General features: G+C 41.1%; 18 protein-coding genes. 8 read left to right on the top strand and 10 right to left on the bottom strand.

Annotation, left to right across the window (positions count from 1 at the left end; all coding sequences use genetic code 11):
• Positions 1 to 402: 402 nt before the first annotated feature.
• Together H5079_RS05725 and H5079_RS05730 are read right to left on the bottom strand one after the other, a co-directional pair.
• Entirely contained in the window at positions 403 to 1,704 is a 1,302-nt protein-coding gene (locus H5079_RS05725) for a hemolysin family protein (protein ID WP_011329947.1), read from the bottom strand.
• Between the two features lie 142 nt (positions 1,705 to 1,846).
• A complete protein-coding gene (locus H5079_RS05730; RefSeq protein WP_179807156.1) occupies positions 1,847 to 2,956 on the bottom strand; it encodes an arginase family protein in 1,110 nt (369 codons plus the stop codon).
• Between the two features lie 417 nt (positions 2,957 to 3,373).
• Between H5079_RS05730 and udp the strand changes: the two genes are divergently transcribed.
• Positions 3,374 to 4,132: a uridine phosphorylase gene (udp, locus tag H5079_RS05735; protein WP_011329945.1), complete on the top strand. Its 759-nt coding sequence runs from the start codon at positions 3,374 to 3,376 to the stop codon at positions 4,130 to 4,132.
• Positions 4,133 to 4,162: 30 nt separating this feature from the next.
• Here udp and cdd read toward each other — a convergent pair whose 3' ends face one another.
• Both cdd and ppc read right to left on the bottom strand, forming a co-directional pair.
• A complete protein-coding gene (cdd, locus tag H5079_RS05740) occupies positions 4,163 to 5,092 on the bottom strand; it encodes a cytidine deaminase (RefSeq protein ID WP_182683666.1) in 930 nt (309 codons plus the stop codon).
• Positions 5,093 to 5,212: 120 nt separating this feature from the next.
• Positions 5,213 to 7,858, bottom strand: coding sequence for a phosphoenolpyruvate carboxylase (gene ppc, locus H5079_RS05745; protein ID WP_182683667.1), 2,646 nt, complete (start codon positions 7,856 to 7,858; stop codon positions 5,213 to 5,215).
• Between the two features lie 120 nt (positions 7,859 to 7,978).
• Between ppc and H5079_RS05750 the strand changes: the two genes are divergently transcribed.
• The 4 genes from H5079_RS05750 to H5079_RS05765 all read left to right on the top strand — a co-directional run bounded on the left by H5079_RS05750 (position 7,979) and on the right by H5079_RS05765 (position 10,597).
• Positions 7,979 to 8,377, top strand: coding sequence for a thiol-disulfide oxidoreductase DCC family protein (locus tag H5079_RS05750; protein WP_182677991.1), 399 nt, complete (start codon positions 7,979 to 7,981; stop codon positions 8,375 to 8,377).
• Positions 8,374 to 9,108 (top strand): SDR family oxidoreductase, encoded by a 735-nt coding sequence (locus tag H5079_RS05755; RefSeq protein ID WP_182683668.1) that lies wholly within the window; start codon positions 8,374 to 8,376, stop codon positions 9,106 to 9,108. Before H5079_RS05750 ends, H5079_RS05755 begins: the two co-directional genes overlap by 4 nt.
• A gap of 94 nt (positions 9,109 to 9,202) precedes the next feature.
• Positions 9,203 to 9,811: a flavin reductase family protein gene (locus H5079_RS05760; protein WP_182683669.1), complete on the top strand. Its 609-nt coding sequence runs from the start codon at positions 9,203 to 9,205 to the stop codon at positions 9,809 to 9,811.
• Positions 9,812 to 9,934: 123 nt separating this feature from the next.
• Positions 9,935 to 10,597 (top strand): DsbA family oxidoreductase, encoded by a 663-nt coding sequence (locus tag H5079_RS05765; RefSeq protein ID WP_182683670.1) that lies wholly within the window; start codon positions 9,935 to 9,937, stop codon positions 10,595 to 10,597.
• A gap of 131 nt (positions 10,598 to 10,728) precedes the next feature.
• On the opposite strand, the gene H5079_RS05770 is transcribed toward H5079_RS05765, so the two are convergent.
• The 4 genes from H5079_RS05770 to H5079_RS05785 all read right to left on the bottom strand — a co-directional run bounded on the left by H5079_RS05770 (position 10,729) and on the right by H5079_RS05785 (position 14,445).
• The gene (locus H5079_RS05770) at positions 10,729 to 11,007 is read right to left on the bottom strand and encodes a peptidylprolyl isomerase (RefSeq protein ID WP_011329937.1); all 279 of its coding nucleotides are present in this window, start codon (positions 11,005 to 11,007) and stop codon (positions 10,729 to 10,731) included.
• 156 nt (positions 11,008 to 11,163) lie between these two features.
• Positions 11,164 to 11,691, bottom strand: coding sequence for a response regulator transcription factor (locus H5079_RS05775; protein ID WP_182683671.1), 528 nt, complete (start codon positions 11,689 to 11,691; stop codon positions 11,164 to 11,166).
• Positions 11,688 to 12,947 (bottom strand): HAMP domain-containing histidine kinase, encoded by a 1,260-nt coding sequence (locus tag H5079_RS05780; protein WP_182683672.1) that lies wholly within the window; start codon positions 12,945 to 12,947, stop codon positions 11,688 to 11,690. Before H5079_RS05780 ends, H5079_RS05775 begins: the two co-directional genes overlap by 4 nt.
• A 190-nt stretch (positions 12,948 to 13,137) precedes the next feature.
• A complete protein-coding gene (locus H5079_RS05785; RefSeq protein WP_089369193.1) occupies positions 13,138 to 14,445 on the bottom strand; it encodes an amidohydrolase family protein in 1,308 nt (435 codons plus the stop codon).
• A 186-nt stretch (positions 14,446 to 14,631) separates the two neighbouring features.
• On the opposite strand from H5079_RS05785, the gene H5079_RS05790 reads away from it, so the two are divergent.
• Entirely contained in the window at positions 14,632 to 15,711 is a 1,080-nt protein-coding gene (locus tag H5079_RS05790) for a ketoacyl-ACP synthase III (protein WP_182683673.1), read from the top strand.
• Between the two features lie 87 nt (positions 15,712 to 15,798).
• Complete coding sequence (locus H5079_RS05795) at positions 15,799 to 16,185, top strand: VOC family protein (RefSeq protein ID WP_182683674.1); 387 nt, start codon at positions 15,799 to 15,801, stop codon at positions 16,183 to 16,185.
• A gap of 24 nt (positions 16,186 to 16,209) precedes the next feature.
• Here the strand turns inward: H5079_RS05795 and H5079_RS05800 are convergent, their stop codons facing one another.
• Both H5079_RS05800 and H5079_RS05805 read right to left on the bottom strand, forming a co-directional pair.
• Entirely contained in the window at positions 16,210 to 17,571 is a 1,362-nt protein-coding gene (locus tag H5079_RS05800; protein WP_011329931.1) for a M17 family metallopeptidase, read from the bottom strand.
• Between the two features lie 83 nt (positions 17,572 to 17,654).
• A complete protein-coding gene (locus H5079_RS05805; protein ID WP_041454912.1) occupies positions 17,655 to 18,077 on the bottom strand; it encodes a hypothetical protein in 423 nt (140 codons plus the stop codon).
• A gap of 103 nt (positions 18,078 to 18,180) precedes the next feature.
• On the opposite strand from H5079_RS05805, the gene H5079_RS05810 reads away from it, so the two are divergent.
• On the top strand, positions 18,181 to 18,342 hold the full coding sequence (locus H5079_RS05810; protein ID WP_080516836.1) for an oxidoreductase-like domain-containing protein: 162 nt from the start codon (positions 18,181 to 18,183) through the stop codon (positions 18,340 to 18,342).
• The last annotated feature ends 12 nt before the right edge of the window (positions 18,343 to 18,354 follow it).

Here is an 18,354-nt window from a genome sequence, read left to right on the forward strand (position 1 = left end):
GGTTGTGCTTTGAATGGTGATTGGTATAGACATTTAGTTGAGCTGCATAGAACGATAAACGGTCAGTCAAGAATTGTGATGTATGAAGTCAAGATTTGACCCCTTCGATTCTCTTTCAAGCCATTCGATAACATAAAATGCTGATAATAATAATTGGTAAGATATTTTACTGTGTCGGATGGCGCTTCGCTTATCCGACCTACATTCGGTGCTTTTTAGGTAATCGATAATACATAACGCTAATGTTAATTGAGGCTGCCTTTTTTCGTTGGGCTTCGCTGCGCTCAAACCAACCTAAGTAAAAACACCTTAAAATAATAAAATAAGGTGTTTTTACTTTGTGATTTTGACTGTTTACTTGCTACTTTTTACTTGCTAATAGCGAGCTAACTTAGTTTGTACTTAGCTTTGCGGTGGCTCTGGCGTGGGTACTATTTTTGATACCAGTAACTGCTCAACCCGAATGCCTTCAACATCGACCACTTCAAATTTAAAGCCGGCGTATTGAATATATTCTGCACGTTTTGGAATGCGTTTCATGGTATAAATTAAATATCCGGCCACGGTTTCGTAATGACTTTGATGAGGAAACTCATCAATATCAAGTACTTTAGCCAGCTCAACTATGGGGGTTAAACCATCAACTAACCAGGAGTTTTGGTCGCGCTCAACTATTAACTCATCATCGCTGTGAGTAATTAAGTCGCCCATAAAGCCTTTCATTAAATCTTTTACTGTTACTATGCCTACTACTAATGCGTATTCGTTAACTACCACAGCAAAAGGCTGTACGGCTGTTTTAAACGCATTTAATGCCTCTGATAAACTGAGGGTTTCGGGCAGATAAAAAATATCTTTTTCGAGCATTTCGCTATTAATATTCGCTGCATCGCCTTTAAGTACTTGGCGTAAAATATCTTTTGATTCTACAGAGCCGATTAATTTATCTAAATTATCGTTACACACTAAAAAGTGATTATGTGGATGCTCTATTATTTTGTTAGCAATATCATGGCTCGACTCATTAATATCAAAATAAACTATTTGGTCGCGCGGCGACATCACACTCGATATAAAGCGCGCTTCTAGGTCAAATACGTTACCGATTAAATCGTATTCTTGTTGCTGTAGGCTACCGTATTCTGCACCTGCATCCATCATGGCAACAATGTCTTCTGTGGTTACAATATCTTCGCGCTCGCTTGGTACTTTAAAAATACGCAAAATAATATTTGTTAAACCATTAAAAAATAATACCAAGGGCGTTAAGGCATAGGTAACCCAGCGCATTATTGTTACCACGCGCACAGCAACGGCCTCTGGCAAAATCATTGCCAAACGTTTAGGTAGTAAATCTGCAAATAAAATAAACAGTGAAGTAATGGTTAAAAACGACAGTAAAAAACTAATTTGTGCCAGTAATGGGCCTTGATAAAAAAACTGCAAAACATTTTGCACATAAGGCGAAAGTGCTTGCTCACCCACAATGCCGCCTAATATAGCAATAGCATTAAGGGTTATTTGGATCATGGCAAAAAATGCCCCAGGTTGTTCTTGTAGCTTTAATACTGCAGCTGCTTGAACATTGCCCTCATCAGCCATTACTCTTAATTTTATTTTACGCGATGCTGCAATCGCAATTTCCGACATTGCAAACAACGCACTGATCAAGATTAATAAGCCAATCCCGACTAAATCACCCATTTATAGCTCCAATAAAATACGCTTTTATAGCAAAAGCAGCTGGATTATAGTCGCTTTTTTAAACGGGGCAATTTAAATTTAATATTTATTAAAAGGCTTTTATTATCAATACAATAAGCAGGCCTTTCGACCTGCTTTAAGATTACTTGTTCATCGCACTAATCAAAAACGCCGAAATTTTAGCGCCTTCTCGTAAGGTGGTTTCTGAACTTGACTGCCCTACTAGCGAGCTGTCGGTAAAAGGCGCAATTTCCATCATATCGGCACCGGTGATCGGAAATTCATCGGCTATGGCTGATAAAATATCCAGTGCGTGCTGTGGCGTTAAGCCGTTTGCTTCAGGTGTGCCTGTTGCAGAGGCATATTTTTCATCAAGGGCGTCAATATCAAAGCTAACATACACTTCGTCAACGTTGTCGGCTTTAAGCTGGGCAATGGCATCTGCGGCAACGGCTGCTGCACCGCGCTCTATAATTTCATGCGCCCAATGTTGTTTAACACCAAAGGTGCTTTCCCAATGCTCTTTCGGTTTACCACTTGAACGAATACCAAATTGAATTAAATGATGTGGCGCAGGTAAAAACTCTAAAATATGCGTACACCAAGAGCCAAAACATAAATCAATGCCTAAGCGCTCAACCAATAAGTCGGTATGGGCATCAAAATGAATAATTGCGGTACGCTTGCCTTGTGCGCGCTTAGCTTTTAAATACGCTTTTGTTAATGGGTAACTAATTGAATGATCGCCGCCAATACCAAAAATGCCTTTATTTTCAAATGTTGCATAAAAGCTGTCGCATACATCTTCAGTGATCGACAGTGGGCTAACGTAATAGTCGTTATTTTCGTTGCCGTATAATGCTTTTTGGCAATTGGTTATAGTGGCTTTGTTTAAGTATTTATCATGTAATAAATGAGGAATAACGCGTACGTCGCCTAAATCGAATGAGCGGCACTGAGGTTGCTGATCAAGTAATGCTGAGCGTAAAAATAACGGTCCCCAGTTTGCGCCACGTAAAATACCGCCGCCACAATCTGAGCTAATACCTAGCATAACCGCTTTATGCGGCGAATTGGGTAACTCGTTAAGCGACTCACGCCATAATGGGCCAATGTTTTCGGTTTGCCCATAAAGCTTATTTCTTAATGCAGCTTTGCGCTCTTTTGCAGTGTTAACTGTATATACACCATCACCTGGTGCGCACAAACAATGCTCAATTTTGCTTTTAAATTCCTGAAATTCGGTGCTCATGGTAAACCCTTATAAATCTATATGTTTTGCGTGGTACTGATTAGTTATGCAAAATTGCTAATATTTAAATACTAACAATAACATTAGTACTGCTTGCTAAAAGCAAACTAACGTTAAATTAGCCTTGCTTCACTAATGTATATACCATCCAAAAAATAACAACTAACCATATGAATAAAAACAACTTAGTGTAAATGTGCCTGTTGTTTATGATAATTTACTCATTACTTTAGACGATCAATATAATGTCTGCCTATACAAGTCAACCGCCTCATTTTACGGGTAATTTTAATATATGCTTGAATATTCAATGTGGGTGAATAAATCAAAACAAATCAACACGGACATACGTCCTGTACTAAACAAACAATTATAGTAATGATGCTAAATTGATAGTAATTTTATAAAGGCTTAGTTATGGAAAAGGTATTTCACTTAGGGTTATGTATTGACGATCTTAAAGGTGCAAAACTGGCTATTGTTCCGGGCGATCCGGATCGTGCTGCACGTATTTCGCAATTTTTAGATAACCCAACTTGCCTGGCTAAAACGCGTGAATTTCATGTTTATTTAGGTGAGCTTAATGGCCATTCTGTGGTTATATGCTCTACCGGTATTGGCGGTCCATCGACGTCGATTGCCGTTGAAGAATTAGCCCAACTTGGCGTGCACAGCTTTTTGCGTATTGGTACTACTGGTGCAATTCAACCACACATTAACGAAGGCGATATTTTAATTAGCCAAGCCTCTGTGCGTTTAGATGGTGCAAGCCAGCATTTTGCGCCGCTTAGCTACCCTGCGGTATCTGACTTTTTTGCTACCCAAGCTATGGTTAAAGCCTGTGAAAACCTTAATATCGATTTTCATATTGGTATTACTGCATCAAGCGACACATTTTACCCAGGGCAAGAGCGTTACGATACACACTCTGGTTATGTGCCAAAGTCGTTACAAGGCAGCTGCGAAGAGTGGCAAAAATTGGGTGTGATGAACTACGAAATGGAATCGGCAACCTTATTTACTATGTGTGCGGCACTTGGTTTACAAGCAGCGTGCGTAGCCGGTGTATTAGTTAATCGTACTCGCCAAGAAATTCCTAATGTTGACCACGGCGAAATTGAAAGAAAATCAGTTGCGGTAGTATTAGAAGCAGCTAAAGTACTGCTCGCTAAGTAACAGTACTTTTTAGTGTGTCAGTTTGCCAAGTTACTCACTTAATGGCGCACTAATTAGCTCAAGTGGTGGCAAGTTTACAAAGCTTGCTAACACTGCTTGAGCCACTCCTGCTTGGTTTTCATGACCAGCGGTTTCTAACAGTGTTATTCCCTTTACGGTATGCTGATTAAAACTCAAACCGGCTAAAAACAACTGACTTAATGCACTTTGCAATGGCGATAAGCTAGGGCTGTACGCAGCGTTTTCTGCGTAACTGCCATAAAAATCACCGTTGTTAAACGTAGTAATTTTTACTGCACTGTAGTTTTGGCTATACGGTACATAAGCTGCTAACGCATAGGCTGCCAGCTGTTGCTCTACTTCTGTATTGTTAAATGAGCGAGCCTGCGGGGCTGGATTAAATAAGCTGTACTGATTGCCTAAATCGGTGGGGCCAAACGAATGCGGTAACAAGTCTGCAAGTTTAAATTGCTGCTCGGGCAGTAAAATATCAAATTCACGCGCATCAGCTAATTCGTTCATAAATTGGCGGCAATAACCACAAGGTGCGTCACTAATCGCTATTTTTAGTATTTTTTTCGCGCCATTTAACCAAGCATTATTAATTGCAGACTGCTCTGCGTGCACCACTAAACTAAGTGCTTGGCGGTTAAACTCGGCATTAGCACCAAAGTAAAAATTAACCTCGCCGCTTTCATCAAGTGCTTTAACGATTGCACCCACATGAAAGTTCGATACGGGTGCTACCGCAAACTCAGACGCTAAAGGCACTAAACCTTGTAATAAGGCGTCGTTTGTTACATTAAGTTGCGTGCATAGTTGGTTAATATTATTTGCGTTTAAAATACCGCGCTGGGTTTTTAATTGGCTACGTAAAGCCTGTGTTTGCGCTATGCTTAAAGAGATGTGGGTATTACTAAGTGCGGTGTTTGCTTGTACTAAAAAGGTTGCAGAAGCCATAATATATTTTTTGTTATTCAATGGCTAAGTAGTTTAAAAGGTTAGCGCATAAAATGCCAGCGCATATGCATAAAATAAGGGGTTACGGCGCTGCGCAACCCCCTTATTTTTATTTAGCTATTAACCAGTATTGCGCATACCTGCAGCTATGCCGGTCATGGTGATCATTAACGCGTTATCTATATCGCCTTCACTGCCATTGTCGCTTGAGCGCGCACGGCGAAGTAACTCTACCTGCAACACATTAAGCGGATCGGTATAAGGGTTACGCAGCGCAATTGACTCTTTGATCCATGGCTGATCGGCCAATAAGCTTTTTTGCGGGCTAAGCGACTGTACTAAACTAATCGCTTCTGCGAGCTCTTTGCGCAAAGTAACACCAAGTGGTTTGTACATATCTTCCACCAGCGCGTTATCGTAATGCTCACTTAACCAGCTGTCGGCCTTACTAAATACCATTTCGAGCATTTCTAGGCGCGATCTAAAAAATGGCCATTGTAAGCTCATTTCTTGCAAGGTTTCAACGCCGTATTTTTCCAAGGCCGCTTGTAATCCTGTTAATGCGCCTAACCACGCAGGTAACATTAAACGATTTTGGCTCCATGCAAAAATCCATGGTATTGCCCGCAAACTTTCGACCCCACCTGCAGGGTTGCGTTTTGCAGGGCGCGAGCCAAGCGGCAGTTTAGAAAGCTCAAGCTCTGGGGTTGCCATTCTAAAATAAGGTACAAAGTTTTCATCGTGGCGTACCACGTTACGATAATGCTCGCACGACTCTTCGCTGATCAAAGCCATTACTTCGCGCCATTGTGGTTTAGGCTCTGGCGGTGGTAATAAATTACTTTGCAGTACAGCGCCGGCGTAAATATTTAAGCTTTGTAGCGCAACATCGGGTAAACCAAATTTAAAGCGGATCATCTCGCCTTGCTCGGTTACTCGCAAACCACCTTTTAATGACCCCGGTGGTTGTGAATGTAGGGCTTGTGCAGCGGGTGCGCCGCCTCGCCCTACCGTACCGCCACGGCCATGAAATAACACCAGCTCTATGCCGCGTTTGTCGGCCAATTGCACTAGCTTATCCATTGCTTCGTACTGCGCCCAACCAGCTGCCATCATACCAGCGTCTTTTGCTGAGTCTGAGTAACCTATCATGACGTTTTGGGTATTGTTAATTTGGCCTCTGTACCAGTCATTATCCAACAAAGTAGTAATAACATTGTGGCCATCATTTAAATCATCTAAGGTTTCAAATAACGGCGCAACCGGTAATTTAAAGCTACAACCACTTTCTTTTAACAGCAATTGTACCGCTAAAATATCGGAGGCTGTGCGCGCCATCGAAATAATATATAAGCCAAATGTTTGCTCGTCTTGCTGTGCAATCACGTCAAAGGTGTCGAGTACTTCTTGTACCTCTGGGCTTGGCTGCCAACGCTTAGGTATTAGCGGCCTGCGCGAGTTAAGCTCAGTGAGTAAAAAGGCTTGTTTGTCTTGCTCTTGCCATTGGTTGTAATCGCCTAAACCTAAGTAACGCGTAAGCTCTGAAAACACATCACCATGGCGCGATGAATCTTGGCGTACATCTAATTTAGCTAACCGCAAACCAAAACTATTAATACGATGTAATACATCCAGTAATAGGCCATCAGCAACTACTTTCATATTGCATTTTAATAGCGAGCGATAGCACACCTCAATTGGATGTTTTATTTGGTTTATATCGGTAATTAAGTCTTGGGCTTCGCTGCGCTGATTTTTTATTTTTGCCCCTAAATGCATTACGGTTTCTAACACTTGGTTTTTAAGTGTTTTAATCACGCAGCGATAAGGTTCAAATTCTTGCCCCGCAAGGGCTATTAGCTCATCACTGGCATCAGACATCGACAGCTCTGTACTTAGCGTTTCTAGATCGCGGCCATATAAGTCCAGTGCCATCCAACGACCATGATCAAGCACTTCTTTGGTTACTTGTGCGGTTACATAAGGGTTGCCGTCACGATCTCCGCCCATCCACGAGGTAAACTCTATTGGGCTGTAGTTTATTGGTAACTCTAAGCTTAAATGCTCTTTTACATGCTGGCTAAACTCACGTAAAAAACGCGGCACTGCATGCCACAAGCTATTTTCAATCACCGCGTAGCCCCACTTTGCTTCATCAACAGGGGTGGGTCGCGAGCGACGAATATCGTCGGTGTGCCATGCTTGGCTAATTAACTGCGCAATACGGTTTAAAATAGCCTCGCGCTCTTGTGCTAAGTTATCAGTTCGCTCCAATGAAGCTAAGCAATCACTTAACTCAACGTGCTTATTAATAATTGTGCGGCGTGTTACTTCTGTAGGGTGCGCGGTTAGCACCAAGTTTATGTGGAGTTTTGAGAGTGTGTCGGCCAAATGATTGTGATTAAGTTGGCCATTATTTGCTTTTGTTGCTAACGTTTTTAATGTTTGAGTGAGAGGATTTAGCTGGCAAAAACCAACATCATTAAAACGCGAAACGGTATGAAACTGCTCGGCAACATTGGCAAGGTTTAAAAAATGATTAAATGAACGGGCAACCGGTAACAGCTCTTCATCGCTGAGCGCATGTAATACTTTTATTAGTGTTTTACGGTCGTTTTCGTTGCCACTGCGAGATGACTTTGATAAAGCTCTTATTTCTTCTACTTTATCTAAAATTGCTTGGCCTTGGGCATCTTTAATTGTTTGCCCTAATAATTGGCCTAGTAAATTTACATTGCCTCGCAAGGCGGCATATTGTTCACTCATTTCTCATTCTCCTTTGTTTCATGGAGCACTATTAATATCACTATGCGCGGTTATTTAATAGATCCATTTGCAATGCTGTGTCGTAAAAAAGCATATGTAAAATAATTACAAAGCAATAACATGATCATTTTTTACGATGCTAACTGCCCATTGTGTAACGCCGAAATGCAACATTTAAAGCGTGCTGACATTAATAATAAAATAATATTAGAGGACCTTAATGCCACTGACTTTAATACGCGTTTTCCTAATGTAGATAAAAGTATAGCTATGGCGTTATTACACGCAAGAATGCCATCTGGAATAATGATCTATGGCCTTGATGTAACCTACCAAGCATGGAAAACAGTAGGTAAATATCCTTGGTTGAAGATTATTCGCTTGCCCATAATTCGATTTTTTGCTGATTGCACATACACTTTTTTTGCTAAGTATCGCCAGCCTATAAGTCGTTTTTTAATGCCAAACTCACAGTGTAAAAATAATCAATGTAAAACCAAAAGTGCAGGTGATAAATGAAAACTATTGTTTTATTTGGCGCAAGTAGCGCAATTGCACAAGCTTATATTGCGCATTTAAATAACCAAGTAACCCAGTACCATATTGTTTGCGTAAGCGCAGCCGCGCACAAGGCGCAGTACAATAACCTAAATAATATAACGCAACTGCAAAGCGATTATTCAAAGCAAAGCTTAAACAATGTTACCGCTACACTACAAAACCAGCAGGCTGATTTACATCAGGTAATTATTTTTAATGGCCTTTTACATAATCAGCAACACATGCCAGAAAAAAAACTAGAGGACATTAACAGCGATTATTTTAATCAACTATTGCAAGTTAATGCGCTTACACCCCTGCTCTGCCTGCAAAGTGTATTACCATTATTAACACCTAAAACTCACTGCACTATTACCGCATTAAGCGCCCGGGTTGGCAGCATAAACGACAATAAACTTGGCGGCTGGTATACCTATCGTGCATCAAAAGCGGCGCTTAATATGTTATTTAAAACTGCCGCCGTGGAGCTGGCAAGGCGCGCTAAAAACACTAAGCTCATTTTATTTCATCCCGGTACTACCGACACTGAGCTGTCTAAGCCTTTTCAAAAAAATGTACCGCCAAACAAGCTTTTTACTCCTGCGTTTGTAGCGCAGCAATTATTTGAACTGACTAACAACAACCCTAATTTAGAACTTAACGGTGAACCCGCCTACCTAGATTGGCAAGGCACTGCTATTTCATGGTAAGTATTTCATGGTAAGTATTTCATGGGAGGTATTCCATGGTAAGTATTTCATGGGAGGTATTCCATGGTAAGTATTTCATAGTAAGGATTTTTTAATGCATTTTACTAAAGCGCGCATTGCAGCACTTGAAAAACACACGCGTACCCACTTAATAAACTCGTTGTCGGGCTTTAAAAGCGCTAACTTAATTGGCACTCAAGACAGCCAAGGCAATACTAACTTATCGATTGTTAGCTCTGTTATTCATTTAGGTGCGCACCCGCCATTAATTGGTATGATAATGCGCCCCCATAGCGTTCCCCGTCACACTTTCGAAAATATTTTAGCAACCGGTGTTTATACTATTAACCATGTTAATAGTGCTATTTATCAGCAAGCACATCAAACCTCGGCGCGTTATGATAAAAACGAATCAGAGTTTGCTGCCACCGGTTTAACCCCTGAGTATTTAAATGAATTTAGTGCCCCATTTGTACAACAAAGCCGCTTAAAATATGCGGTAAAATACATTGAACATCAGCATTTAGCAGTCAATGGTACTGAGCTTGTGATTGGCGAAATAATGGACGTATATTTAGACGAAACAGCACTGCAAAGCGATGGCTTTTTAGACTTACAGGCCATAGATACGGTAGCTATAAGCGGGCTCGACAGCTACCACAGCACTAACACACTAATGCGCCTGCCTTATGCTAAAAAGTAACCAGGCTGCGCATACATTATTTGCAGCTTTTAATACACTGTAGAGTAATCATGATTGATAAACCGCAATTAATCCCAATATACTCACTATATTCGCTTTACCGCTTTGCCCTAAGGGAAAATAATGAAAACGCTTAAAATTGATATTGTGTCGGATGTAATGTGCCCATGGTGCATTATTGGTTATAAAAATCTTGAAAAAGCACTCAGTGAATTGCACGGTGAAATAAACGCAGAAATTAGCTGGAAACCGTTTGAGCTTAACCCAAATATGCCGCCTGAAGGCCAAGACTTAAATGAACATTTAACGCAAAAATACGGCTTAACACCAGAGCAAAGTAAAGATAACCGCCAACGTTTAATAGACGCCGGAAAAGATGCCGACTTCACGTTTAACTTTGACGATAAGCGAATGATAATAAACAGCTTTGATTGTCATCGTTTATTAGCATGGGCTGCCACTTTAAATAAGCAAACCGAGCTAAAACTGGCTTTATTTAAAGCGCACTTTTCTGACTTAGTGAATTTAAACGAGCAATCCGCTTTGCTTGATATTGTTGCAAGTGTTGACCTTGATAAAAACCGTGCTCAAGAAATTTTAGCCGGTGGTGAGTTTTTTCAAGAAGTGCGCAGCCAGCAAAGTGACATACAGCAAATGGGTATTACCACAGTGCCTACTTTTATCATAAATGAGCAATACGCCCTTACCGGCGGACAGCCTAGCGCTGCATTTGTGCAAGCTTTTAAGCAAATAACTAAAGAAGAAGCACAGCAAAACGCTGAGTAATTAAACTCTGAATTAAAGAATTTAAAAAGGCTGCAATGTGCAGCCTTTTCTTTTAATTTAATTTAATTTAAAGTATTAAGCCTGTTAAACTACACTTAATACATGCACTTAATACATGCACTTAAAGAATATTAAGTACGGTAAAGCACTTTGATCACATGCCAGCCAAATTTAGTTTTAACTAAATGCGGCTCTAAAATAGCGCCATTAAACGCAATTTTGTCGAACTGTGGCACCATTTGCCCACGTCTAAACTCACCTAAATCGCCACCTTTTTTACCCGACGGACACGACGAATACTTTTTAGCTAAGGTTTGAAATTTTGCACCTTTACCTAATTGCGTAATAATATCTTCTGCAATTTCTTTATGTTTTACCAGTATATGCAGTGCGTGCGCTGTATTTGCCATGTGAAAGCCTTGTAATATCGGTTAAATTTAAACGCCGCGATTTTAGCACAGCTAGTTAAATCAGGCAGCTACTATAGTGCTCCATTAATGTGTTGAGTGCGCTGAAAAAAAACCAGCATCGCTTTAGCCTAAAATTATATTTAATCACTAGCGTTATTAGTGCTGCACTGGCTTTTTTTGTAATTTGCGCTGTAATGTTCGTCTATGCATATTGAGCTGCCTTGCGGTGCTCGACACATTACCATTATTACTGTGTAGCACTTGCTGAATATGCTCCCACTCTAAACGCTCTGGCGACATCACTGTGGTTGCAACATCTAAGGTTATTGCTGTATCGCGCTCTTGGTTAAGTGCTTTTAGTAAGGTTGCCATATCAACAGGTTTGGTAAGGTAATCGTTGGCTCCTAAGCGCATTGCTTCAACTGCGGTTGCAATACTGGCAAAGCCCGTGAGTAATACAATATGCGCGTGTGTGAGCAAGCTGCGCAGTGGTTTTATTAACGCTAAACCATTGTCGTTACCTAACTTCATATCTAACAAAATAGTAGCGGGCAAAAACCGCCTTGCACTAAGGAGTGCCTCACTTTGGTTATGCGCTATTTCGCAGTTAAAACCGTATTTAGTTAGCCGCCTTGCCAAGGTACTAGCAAAGTTTATATCGTCTTCAATAATTAATAATTTCATTCATTTTGCTCGCTAAAAACAGTTGCTAATTTAACTTTGGCAATTGCACCACACTGGGGGTGGTTATACAAAGTTAGCGAGCCATTTAAACGCTCAAAGGTTACATTAGAAAGCAGCACAGCCAGCCCCATACCATGGTCGCTAGGCATTAATTGCCCACCTAAATTGCTGAGCTGGGTTGCTGAAAAGCCATTCCCAAAATCGCGAATAAGCAAGTAAACATATTCGCCGCAATGCTCCTCTTGCAGCCAAGTAAGCTCAAGCACATTTTGGCTTTGCTGCTGGTTAGCGGTGGCTGCATTTTGGAGTAAATTTAAAATAGCAGGTAGCAACATAGCATCACTGTTTAATATGGCGGTATTAATGCCACCTGTTTGGTTTTTTATAATCCACTTTATTTGTTGATCGGAATATTGCAGCAATAGCGTATCGGTAATTTGCTGTTGTAATTGCGCCGTTGTAATGTGTTGTTGGGTGTTATTAAGGCGCAGCGCAGCAGAGAGCTTTCTAAAACTATCTAATTGTGTAGCGCATTGTTGTAGTGGAGTTTGCATTTGTTGCACTACAAGGTTATTTGGATGATCCTCTAATAGCTCTTCAAAGAGTAACTGTAAGTTAGCAATTGGTGTAGCAAGCTGATGCGTTATTTGCGCTGCTGCGCCATCCAGCGTTACTAACTGTTCACTGCGTAATTGTTGTTCGCGCACTTGAGCAATAGTGCGTTCGCGCTCTTTTAAGGCGCGGTTCATTGCACCAATCACTAACGCTATTACACTGGCACTCAAAACAAAGTTAATCCACATGCTAATAAAATGGCCGCTCATGTTCATTTGGTGCATATTATGTTCGGGCATTTTTATCAGTAATACACTATACGCCGCAATGGCTAATACCGCGATATAAGCAAGCCCTTTGCCACTTAGCGTTACCGCTGCAATCATTATTGGCAGCAATAATAACGACACAAATGCATTGGTTGCGCCACCACTGAGTGATAACAAAATAGTTAAAAACAACACGTCGGCGGTTAATTGCATCAGCATGCCCAGCGGTTTTGCTTGGCTTACATTACGATAAGCCAGCACACTCATTAACTGAAACCCCGCTTCTAGGGCAATCACTAACAGTAAGGGCATTAATGCTATTTGATGATCTAATAAAAAGTACACTATAAGCACAGCAATAAGCTGCACAGCTATGGCACCACTGCGTAACATTAAAAGTCGGCTAATAGCCGGATCGGTGCGAATTAACAAAACACATGTTACCTAATTGAATTTTAAGAAAAGCTATTTTAATGCTTATGCAATACTTAGTCATCATTCATCGACATTGTAATTAGGTACAAAGTGAAGTATTAAAAGGCCACGGCACTGGGGTTAATAATTATTAAGCTCAATATTTATTGACCCCATATTAACCCCAGTGCCTTAACAGCAAGTGTGGCTATTGCTTATAAATTAGCCCTGCTTTCATTACAAACTGCACATTTTTAAGCTCTGCAATATTTTTTAGCGGCGAGGCATTAACACTAATAATGTCGGCTTGTTTACCCACACTCAAATCGCCTAATTGAGTATCTTGACCAAGCAGTTTAGCTGCACTCACGGTTGCCGATTTAATTGCCTGTGCTTCACTCATACCATTACTTACCAGTAAGCTAAACTCGTTAGCATTAAGGCCATGGCGCGATACGCCTGAGTCAGTGCCAAAGGCAATATTTACCTCATTTTTTAGCGCTAATTTAAACGATGCCTGCATTTTAGGTGTTACTTCGCGCACTTTATCTGCAATAGCTATTGGCATGTTTGGATTACTGATAGCTTCTTCGCTCACGGTTGCACCGGCCAGCAAAGTAGGTACTAAGTAAGCTCCGGTTTTTTTAAACAATGCTATAGCCTCTTTATCTAAATACGAGCCATGCTCTATTGAGTTTACACCCGCTTTAAGCGCGGCTTTTATGCCTTGCGTGCCATGTGCATGAGCGGCTACTTTACGTCCTAAATGATGCGCGGTATCTACAATTGCACTAAGCTCTGCGTCGCTTAATTGTTGATTAACGCCTGCGGCGGTATTACTTAATACGCCACCGGTGGCGGTAATTTTTATAACATCGGCACCACTTTTAATCACTTCGCGCGTGGCTCTGCGGCAATCGTCTGCGCCGTTACAAATACCTAATGATGCACCAACACCGTCACTTATATCTTTACGATAGCCATGTAAATCGGCGTGCCCACCAGTGGGCGATACTGTATTGCCTGCGGCAAAAATGCGCGGACCATTAATATCATTACGCTCAATGGCGCGCTTTAGCGGAAAAATAACCTGATAGTTACTGCCTAAGTCTCGCACTGAGGTAAAGCCTGCATTTAAAGTACGCTGTAAATATTTAATTGAACGCAGCGCGTTATCTGCTTCGTATTCGGTAGTCCAGCGATGCCTGCTAACATTGGCATCGCGCTCAAAAGTAACATGCACGTGCATGTCTATTAGCCCAGGCATTACAAAGTGATTTTTAAGGTCAATTACTTGCGCGCCGGGTAAACCCAGTGCATCTTTACTTACATAGCCGCTTTTAATTGCTGAAATTTTATCATCGGCTATTACCAGTGTTTGCTCAGTTTTAACCGTTTGCTCTGTACCTAGCATTACACTGCCCGCATAAATAATTTTATGTTGTTGTGCTAATGCCATATTTGTTGTTAACGCTAAAGTGATTGCAGTAAATGTAGTTATTAGTGTAGTTTTCATACTTGCTCCTTTTAAGCTCTACCTTTAACCCAATTAACTATAAATTGCTACATTTACGCTACAAAAACCCTTTTAATAAGCTATCATTTTTTATCTCCTTGGGTATTTACTAGTGTTAAAAGCCATTTTTTGGTATAACTTATTCATTAGTAATACATGTCAGACCACTTTTTAAGAGAACACACTATGCCTTACGCACACATCACTGGTTGGGGTAAATGCATTCCACCAGCAAGCATTAGTAACGACGAAATTAGCAAAATAGTGGATACCACAGACGAGTGGATAACATCACGAACAGGTATTAAATCTCGCAGAGTTAGCCATGTAAGTACTGCAGAGCTTGCTACTGTTGCGGCTAAGCATGCGATTGCTTGTGCCGGTATTGACGCTAAAGATATTGATTTAGTTATTTTAGCCACCTGTACGCCATCAACTATGGTGGCAAATACTGCGTCGTTAGTGCAAAAAAACATTGGCGCTGTAGACGCTGCCGCTATGGACACTAACGCAGCTTGTTCAGGGTTTTTATATGCTCTACAAGCAGCAACAGCGCAAATACAAGCCGGTATGATTAAAAAGGCTGTGGTTATTGCTGCAGAGCGCATGACTTGGTATGTAAATTGGTCGCGCCGTGACAGTGCGGTATTATTTGGCGATGGCGCGGGTGCCGTAGTACTCGAAGCTGCCGATACACCTGCAGGTTTACTTGCGACTAAAACCGGTTGTGACAGTACAGATCGTGATATTTTACATATCGAAAACTTTGGTAGTGACTTAAATAAATATGAGCCGATTGGCCCATCTAATTTACTATTCGAAGGCCGTGAAATATTTAAGCGCGCTGTAAAAGGCATGAGTGAAGCATGCGACGACGTACTAGCCCAAGCAAACTTAAGCCTAGACGATATAAACGTATTAGTGCCGCATCAAGCTAACTTACGTATTATTCAGGCCATTCAGCACCGTTTAAAAGTGCCCGATGAAAAAGTAATGGTTAATATTGGCCAGTACGGTAATACATCGGCAGCGACAATTGCCATTGCACTTTGCGAGGCGGTGGAGCAAGGTTTAATTAAACCACACTCAAATATTATGTCGGCGGCCTTTGGCGCTGGCCTTACGTGGGCTGCTAGTTATATTAAATGGGGCGAGCGTGTAACACCTATTAGTGTAAGTGATGCACAACTTCCTCCTTGCGATAAAACCGGCTTAGAGTTAGTTGCTCCAGCGGTAAAAGCATGTAAAGAAGCAGAGCCAACCTAAATAGGCAGCTACTTATTGAAACGCACTTAATTGTGCGTTTTTTGTTTTTAGTGTTTGTATTTAATTACACAATTTAGAGAGCGCGTTATGAAACTACTTGGCATTCATCATGCCGCTATTATTTGCAGCGACTACCCTCGCGCTAAGCATTTTTATAGCAAAATATTAAAGCTTAAAATTATTAATGAGCACTTTAGGACTGCGCGAAATTCTTATAAGTTAGATTTAGCTTTACCTGATGGCAGTCAAATTGAGTTATTTTCGTTTGCTGGCGCACCAGAGCGCCCAAGTTACCCTGAAGCACAAGGGTTAAGGCATTTGGCATTTAAAGTAAGTGATGTGCACGTGGCTAAAGTGTATTTAGAGTCGCAAGGGGTTAGTGTAGAGGACATAAGAGAAGATGAAATAACCGGCAAAAAGTTTACTTTTTTTGCCGATCCAGATAATTTACCGCTTGAGTTGTATGAGGTTTAACACCTCATACTAAATACTCGATTATTAGTTAAAACGGTTTTGCAGGTAATTAAATACAGCACGAATACCTAACGCTTCTCCGCCTACTGGGCGACCTGGTAGAGCACGTAAGTTCCATGCCATTACATCAAAATGTACCCAAGGCGTAGTTGGCTCAATAAATTCTTTTAAATACAGTGCAGCAGTAATTGCACCGCCAAATGGGGTGCTTGCACAGTTTGCCATATCGGCAACATCACTGTTTAAAAATGACTTATATTGATCAAATAACGGCAGTTGCCATACCGGATCGCTTACACTCAAACCTGCGTCCATAATACTATTAGCAATAGTACGCTCAGTACAGAAAAATCCTGGTAGTTCAGTGCCCAAAGCAACTCGACACGCACCTGTTAAGGTAGCAAAGTCAATGATAAGCTCAGGCTCGTCGTTTTGGGCTTCGCTAAGCGCGTCACATAATACTAAACGTCCTTCGGCATCGGTATTGTCAATTTCAACCATAATGCCTTTACGGGTTTTTACTACATCGCCAGGGCGAAATGCGTTACGCGAAACCGCGTTTTCAACCGCAGGTACTAACACGCGTAATCTAATTGGTAAATTAGCAGCCATTATAAGCTGAGCAAGCGCAATAACATGCGCTGCGCCGCCCATGTCTTTTTTCATGTTACGCATACCGGCACTAGGTTTTAGGTCAAGCCCGCCTGAGTCAAAACATACACCTTTACCAACCAAAGTAATTAATGGTGCGTCTTTTGCGCCCCATTTTAAGTCGAGTAAACGCGGCTTATTTTCACTCGCACGACCAACCATATGAATTGTTGGGTAGTTTTGCTCTAACAGCTCATCTCCAATCCACTGAGTAAAGTCTCCATCAAAGGTGTCGGCTAAATCACTCATGACTTGTGCTAAATGTTGCGGCATCATATCAGCAGCCGGGGTATTAACTAAATCGCGGGCTAAACCAATTGCGTCGGCTTGTTGTTTTATTTGCTCGTAAAGTGTTTTGTCAGCAATACCTAACTGCGCTTTTGCGGTGACTTTTTCTTTGTACTCACTAAATTCATAACCACCCAATACAAAGCCTAAAGCAAGCTGCTCTATTAGGTGTTTTTCACCTTGAATTTGATAACAACCTACCGGTAACTTGGTGGCTAAGTCGCCTGCAGCCCAAAAGTCATCACTGCTGCGCATTATGCAATAAACATGGTTAAGCTCACCCGTTTCAGGGTTTGGTACTAATGCTAGCCCTTGCTTTTCAAAACCACTATTTGCTAACCAGTTTTGTACAAATGTAGGTTGCTGCGTAAGCCAATCGGTTAATTCGTTTTTAAGGATAAAAGATAAAGGAATTCCAGAAGAAGTATGACGAAGTAATGCACTCATTAAATGACTCACAAAATATAAATGGTCACTAAGCATAACAATAAGGAGACGCAAAAGGTATCGCTAATTTTGCCAATTATAGATTACTTTTTTAATGAGTTTTGTGGGTCTTGCTTTTGATTTTCTTGAGCTATTTCACGATCAAGCTCTTTAACTGAACGATTCATATTGAAGGAGCTAGGCAAAACATCAACGCCAACTAAGCGGCCCAGTTTAACCACCAAGGGAATAGTTAAAGGCGCAAACGGTAATATGGCAAATACCCCTAAACCCAAACCTTTTAAAATATCTACAAATTGCTCGTTTGCACGCTTTAATTCGGCTTTATTTGTTTGCCCTTGTGTGTAGCGTTTATAAATTGAAAGCATTTCTTTTGTTTCTTGTCTTTCTTGCGCAAGCGCAATTTTAAGCGCAACCATAGCACGACGAAAACGCAATTGCTGGCGCTTGGAACTAATTTTAACAACCCGCCATGGTGCGCGGTGTATGACTTTATATAATCGCATTGGCGTATTCTCACACAGGGATTCAAGTTCACAAAGAATAATTTACATGCCAAGGTCAATACTTTATTATTTACAGCCTTTTTAGTATTTAAAAAATCTTAATATGCAATTAAATATACTACCTGCAGTCGCAAAACCAGAAAAACCTAAGCCGGACGAGTGCTGTGGTGGTGGAAGTTGTTGCCCATGCGTATGGGATGAATATAAACAGCAGCTCGCTATTTGGAAGCGTGAAAATGAGCAACACGCAATAACAATAAAGTAACAAAAACACTTA

It is taken from the genome of Pseudoalteromonas sp. SG44-5, assembly GCF_014164175.1.
Classification (GTDB): Bacteria; Pseudomonadota; Gammaproteobacteria; order Enterobacterales; family Alteromonadaceae; genus Pseudoalteromonas; species Pseudoalteromonas nigrifaciens.

Coding starts and splice junctions, on each gene's coding strand:
- H5079_RS05790 (WP_182683673.1), top strand. CDS start 14,632: ATGCCTTACGCACACATCACTGGTTGGGGTAAATGCATTCCACCAGCA.
- H5079_RS05750 (WP_182677991.1), top strand. CDS start 7,979: ATGATCATTTTTTACGATGCTAACTGCCCATTGTGTAACGCCGAAATG.
- H5079_RS05725 (WP_011329947.1), bottom strand. CDS start 1,704: ATGGGTGATTTAGTCGGGATTGGCTTATTAATCTTGATCAGTGCGTTG.
- H5079_RS05805 (WP_041454912.1), bottom strand. CDS start 18,077: ATGCGATTATATAAAGTCATACACCGCGCACCATGGCGGGTTGTTAAA.
- H5079_RS05730 (WP_179807156.1), bottom strand. CDS start 2,956: ATGAGCACCGAATTTCAGGAATTTAAAAGCAAAATTGAGCATTGTTTG.
- H5079_RS05775 (WP_182683671.1), bottom strand. CDS start 11,691: ATGAAATTATTAATTATTGAAGACGATATAAACTTTGCTAGTACCTTG.
- H5079_RS05785 (WP_089369193.1), bottom strand. CDS start 14,445: ATGAAAACTACACTAATAACTACATTTACTGCAATCACTTTAGCGTTA.
- H5079_RS05795 (WP_182683674.1), top strand. CDS start 15,799: ATGAAACTACTTGGCATTCATCATGCCGCTATTATTTGCAGCGACTAC.
- H5079_RS05760 (WP_182683669.1), top strand. CDS start 9,203: ATGCATTTTACTAAAGCGCGCATTGCAGCACTTGAAAAACACACGCGT.
- ppc (WP_182683667.1), bottom strand. CDS start 7,858: ATGAGTGAACAATATGCCGCCTTGCGAGGCAATGTAAATTTACTAGGC.
- H5079_RS05770 (WP_011329937.1), bottom strand. CDS start 11,007: ATGGCAAATACAGCGCACGCACTGCATATACTGGTAAAACATAAAGAA.
- udp (WP_011329945.1), top strand. CDS start 3,374: ATGGAAAAGGTATTTCACTTAGGGTTATGTATTGACGATCTTAAAGGT.
- cdd (WP_182683666.1), bottom strand. CDS start 5,092: ATGGCTTCTGCAACCTTTTTAGTACAAGCAAACACCGCACTTAGTAAT.
- H5079_RS05800 (WP_011329931.1), bottom strand. CDS start 17,571: ATGAGTGCATTACTTCGTCATACTTCTTCTGGAATTCCTTTATCTTTT.
- H5079_RS05755 (WP_182683668.1), top strand. CDS start 8,374: ATGAAAACTATTGTTTTATTTGGCGCAAGTAGCGCAATTGCACAAGCT.
- H5079_RS05810 (WP_080516836.1), top strand. CDS start 18,181: ATGCAATTAAATATACTACCTGCAGTCGCAAAACCAGAAAAACCTAAG.
- H5079_RS05765 (WP_182683670.1), top strand. CDS start 9,935: ATGAAAACGCTTAAAATTGATATTGTGTCGGATGTAATGTGCCCATGG.